The sequence below is a fragment of the Turicibacter sp. genome (genome assembly GCF_017941855.1).
Classification (GTDB): Bacteria; Bacillota_I; Bacilli_A; order MOL361; family Turicibacteraceae; genus Turicibacter; species Turicibacter sanguinis.
In genome coordinates this window covers 1-4,514 of record NZ_JAGAVR010000038.1, presented here as the reverse complement: position 1 = coordinate 4,514, position 4,514 = coordinate 1, and the positions used below count along the sequence as shown (strand labels likewise).

Genomic DNA, 4,514 nt, shown 5'->3' with positions numbered 1-4,514 from the left:
CACGGAATGTTCCCGCTTGGCGAAGTAATTGATCGACTAAAGTCGTTTTACCATGATCAACGTGGGCAATAATGGCAATATTTTTAATATTCATGCTTTGCACCTCTATCTGGCTAGATTAAAAAATTCATACTCGATTATTATACAACAAAAAAGGAATAATGTATCGAAAAATGATATCATTTTATGAAAATTTTTCAAAAGCACTTTCAAAAGAGACATAAATAAAGTTGTTTTGTCGAAATCTCTTATAGTTTGGACGGCTTGACGAACAATATCCTTTGTTATTTATGGCAAAAAAAAGCAAAACTTATGAAAAGTCTTGCTAATATCGTGATTTTAAATTGAGAATAAACATTTCAAGTGCTAATTCCTTTTTTAAAAGACCTGTTTTAATCTTATAATCAATTTGAGCTAATTGGTATAAATAACTTTGAATTAAGTCTAACTCAAAACGATGAGATTGTCCGTGAATTAATTTAACACGATAGGGATGTACATTTAATGTTTTAGCCACTTCTGCTTCACGGTATCCTTGACGACTTAGCTGAATAACCTGTGACATTAAGCGGAATTGATTCGCGATCATAATTAAAATTTTAAAGGGTTCCTCATTTTGCGTGAGTAAGTCCTGGTAAATAAGATAAGCATCTTTTACTTTTTGTTGCATCAAAGCATCTGTTAGTAAGAATATGTTATCCTCTAACTGTCTTGGAACTAGCAGATGAATTAAGTCAACAGATAAATATTTAGAGGTCGCATCATCTAAAAAATATAAAAAGATTTTATCTAGTTCTTGATACATTAAATCAAGCTTAGCATGCGTGAACTTCACTAATAACTCGACTGCACGAGGATCAAATTCAATGCCTTCTTCTTTTAATTTTTTTTGGGCCCATTGGATGAGCGTGGTTTCTGAGTAAGTTTCAAAGGTAAAAAACTCCGACTGCTTCTTTAATAACTTCACCACTTTTTTACGTTCATCTAATTTATCATAAGGGGCATAAATAATTAAAATATTATCACTAATCGGATGCTCTAAAAACGCCATAAACTTTTCTAAATCATGATTTAATTCGCCTTTTGAATCTTTTCCAGTTAAAAATAAAGGATTCTTCACTAAAATGGCTTTTCGATTACTTAAAAAAGCAACTGTTTGCAAATCAAACAACGCTTCCTGAATCGTTGCTTCTTTCATATCATAAGAGATGACATCAAACGATTCAATTTGATGTTGCTCTAAAATTTCATTAATTTTCTTTTCACAAAGAACAGATTGTTCACCAAGGATCGTATAAATGGCCATAAAAACACCTCAGTCCCTATTTTATCACACTAAGGGCTCTGTCACAACCAAACACTTATCGTCCGTATTTTCTTTTGGTGTGACTTTTTTGTTTTTTTTATTGTGAGATTCAATTTGGTACTATACTTTTTCGTTGTGACTTTATTTAGAGAATTGTCTAATTTTTTAATTATTGAACATTATAAACATAAGGTGGAAAAGATTGAATCGATAGCCTATCCCTTCTAATTTTAAATTGAATACTTCCATCGTATTGTGTATTCAAGAGTGGAATTTCGAGTTGTTTCAAATTTTCGATTAACTCTACACTTGGATGACCATAACGATTTTTTCGTCCTGATGATACAAGGGTAATCATGGGACTTAATCTTCTCAAAAATGAATTTGAATTTGAAGTTTTCGAACCATGATGGGCTGCTTTGTATACTGTTAATTGGTTTAACTGATACCGACTCAAAATCTCAGCCTCCTCACTCACCCCCATATCTCCAGTCAATAGTGCGCTAAATCCATCCATCTCTAATGTAAACACCAATGACGCAGCATTCTCATCTGATTTGATCTGATTTGATTGTAAGAACGTGAGAATTTGATTCCCACACGTTAACACTTCTTCTTGTTTGACCTGCCGAAAAATCGTTCCTACTTCCTTTGCTACCTCTTCAATTTCTTTCATCAATTCATTTAAAGGTTGCCCATTTGTTAACACTTCTTTCACCTCAAAAGTTTGAAGTAGCGAAACGGCCTCTCCCACATGATCGAAATCACCATGTGTCAAAATCAAATAATCAATCGTTCGAATCCCCTCTCCCTTTAAAAAGGGCTCTAGCGTGGTTGAAAAAATGGGTTTAGGCTTCCCCGTAAACTGATAGGTACCACCCGTGTCAACCACCACACTACATCGCCTGTAGGACGATTGAATGATAACACTGTCGCCTTGACCCACATCAAGCATCGTGAACTGACTTTCACTGACAAAAAATCGATGGGATTCCAATAGAAAAATAACCAGGATTATGCTAATGGCATAGTTTGAAAAACAACGCTTTTTCTCAAACACATATCCATTCCCCAAAAAAAGCAGCAACAATCCTAGTAATAAATTTAAAGAAAACTCGCCTACAATCCAGTTCCACGTGAATAAACTGGCACTCCCTACAATGACACTTTCAAATAACATGAGAAGATGGTTCGTTAAGGGTGTAATAAACGGTATGAGAATCGTGAGGATTAAAAGCGGTAAAAGACATAGGCTCACAAGTGGAATCACCCATAAATTAACAAGATAACTCAACACATTTATTTCATCATAAAAGTATAATTGAATTGGAGCTGAAGCACATTGAGCAATAAACGGCAAAAAGAAGAATAAACTTTTAGTACCTAATTTTTGAAAAGTAGGTTGAAAACAAATTAAAATAAACGTCATCCAATACGAATAAATAAATCCAAGTTGATAAATTTGTCGTGGATTTAAGCATACATTGACAAGAAAGAGAATTGAAAAAACATCTAATGACGAGAGATTCAATCTTAGACGCTTATTAATCATCAATAAGATACTCATCCCACTCGCCCGAACAATTGAAGGACTTCCTCCACTGATGACCATAAATAAAACTAAAGCGACAATCACAATGAGTTGACTTAACTCCTCAATCACCCCTAATCGCTTTAAAACAAACCGTAAAAGAAAACTTAATAAGCCGACGTGTAATCCACTAATCGCAAACAAATGAATAATCCCAAGCTCAGAATACAGGGTTTGAATCTCTTCTTCTAAATCATCTGTCATTCCAAGCAACCAAGCTTTCATGTAGGCACCTGTCAGTGGTGGAAAGTTCATTTCTATTTGCTGAGCTAATTCATATTGCCACTGCCTAATTGTAAACTGATGCCCGATTAATTCAAATTCATTCGTATATAAGGTCAAATAAACCTTTTGATGAGACAAATATTGCTTAAAATCAAATCCATTGGGAACCGTTGCTGCCATTGGAACATTTAACTCACCGTTTACTAATACAATATCTCCTGGCATTAACTTCGGCTCAACAGAAGAAGTTGTCCAATAAATTCTTTCACTCCCTATTTCTAGAATAGCCGTTTGTTTCTCACGACTCTGCTTTTTGATTTTTACGACCAACGCTTCTGATGGCTCTAACGAGGCATTGGTATGAAGTTTTGTTTGATGTTCTAATGTATGGTAATAGCTAAAACTAATCAAAAAAATAAGGAAATAAATCCAGTATGTCTTAGGAAATCGGCGAAGATAGACAAGAAAAATAAAAATCAGATACCAGGCCCCACCATTCATCAAGACTCCGATTAAAATAGCAAAAACCAAGTAAATCATATGCTGTCTTAACTTAAAGTTCGATAAAGTCTTCCAGGCTTTCAAAAGTCTTTTCTCCAATTCCTGTAACATTTTTTAATTCCTCAATGCTTTGAAACGGACCATAATCCATTCGATATTGAATAATAGCAGCTGCTTTGGTCTTTCCGATACCTGGTAAATTTTTGAGTTCATCCTCATTGGCTTGATTAATGGATATTTTTTTAGATTCTGACGATGATTCAAAAGACCACTGGAAATTTACGACCTCCTCTACATGAGGAACATAAATCACCATTTCATCCTTTATTTTTCCCGCTAAATTGATAGCATTCTGATCCGCTTGTTCAGTCAGTCCTCCCGCAAGCAAAATGACCTCATGAATTCTTGAGTTAGCCTCTACCTCATAAACACCAGGACAATAAACTTCTCCCTTTACATCAATTATATAATAAAGGCTTGAAACTTCTTCTAATTCAGATTTTGTAATCTCCTCTATGCTTGATTGTGATTCGATTACAATAGGAACCGACGTATTCTTAGGTTTGGCACTCATAAAGATGAGTGACATAACAATTCCACTCACGAATAAATAAACAAGTTGCTTTTTCATCGTTTTCACCTCATTTTTCTATACGCAAAAAAAAGGTGTTTTCCTTTTAAAAAATAAAAAAGACTTGAGAATAACGGTTCTATAATATTTGGTGTTGCTAACTAAGCAACGCCTTTTTTATGGCATCAAAAAAAGAGACATCAAGTCTCTATCCTGTTACAATGTTATCGGCTAAAACAATATTGAAAGGATAATTTTTGATGTCTCACTCATATTCTACTAGAAAATTTTTAAATATTAAAGATAAAAATATCATCTTT

At 34.0% G+C, this 4,514-nt stretch carries 4 protein-coding genes; all 4 read right to left on the bottom strand.

What is annotated here, in order from left to right; all coding sequences use genetic code 11:
• Window positions 1–94, bottom strand: a 94-nt coding sequence (locus J6D32_RS06140; protein ID WP_287467401.1) for a GTP-binding protein, incomplete at its 3' end; no start/stop codon positions are given.
• Between the two features lie 231 nt (window positions 95–325).
• A complete protein-coding gene (holA, locus tag J6D32_RS06135; protein ID WP_006783183.1) occupies window positions 326–1,306 on the bottom strand; it encodes a DNA polymerase III subunit delta in 981 nt (326 codons plus the stop codon).
• Window positions 1,307–1,475: 169 nt separating this feature from the next.
• Window positions 1,476–3,707 carry a DNA internalization-related competence protein ComEC/Rec2 gene (locus J6D32_RS06130; RefSeq protein ID WP_287467400.1) on the bottom strand — a complete coding sequence of 744 codons (2,232 nt, stop codon included), beginning with the start codon at window positions 3,705–3,707 and terminating at the stop codon, window positions 1,476–1,478.
• On the bottom strand, window positions 3,676–4,254 hold the full coding sequence (locus J6D32_RS06125; RefSeq protein WP_009607735.1) for a helix-hairpin-helix domain-containing protein: 579 nt from the start codon (window positions 4,252–4,254) through the stop codon (window positions 3,676–3,678). The genes J6D32_RS06130 and J6D32_RS06125 overlap by 32 nt, the downstream gene beginning before the upstream one ends.
• Between the last annotated feature and the right edge of the window lie 260 nt (window positions 4,255–4,514).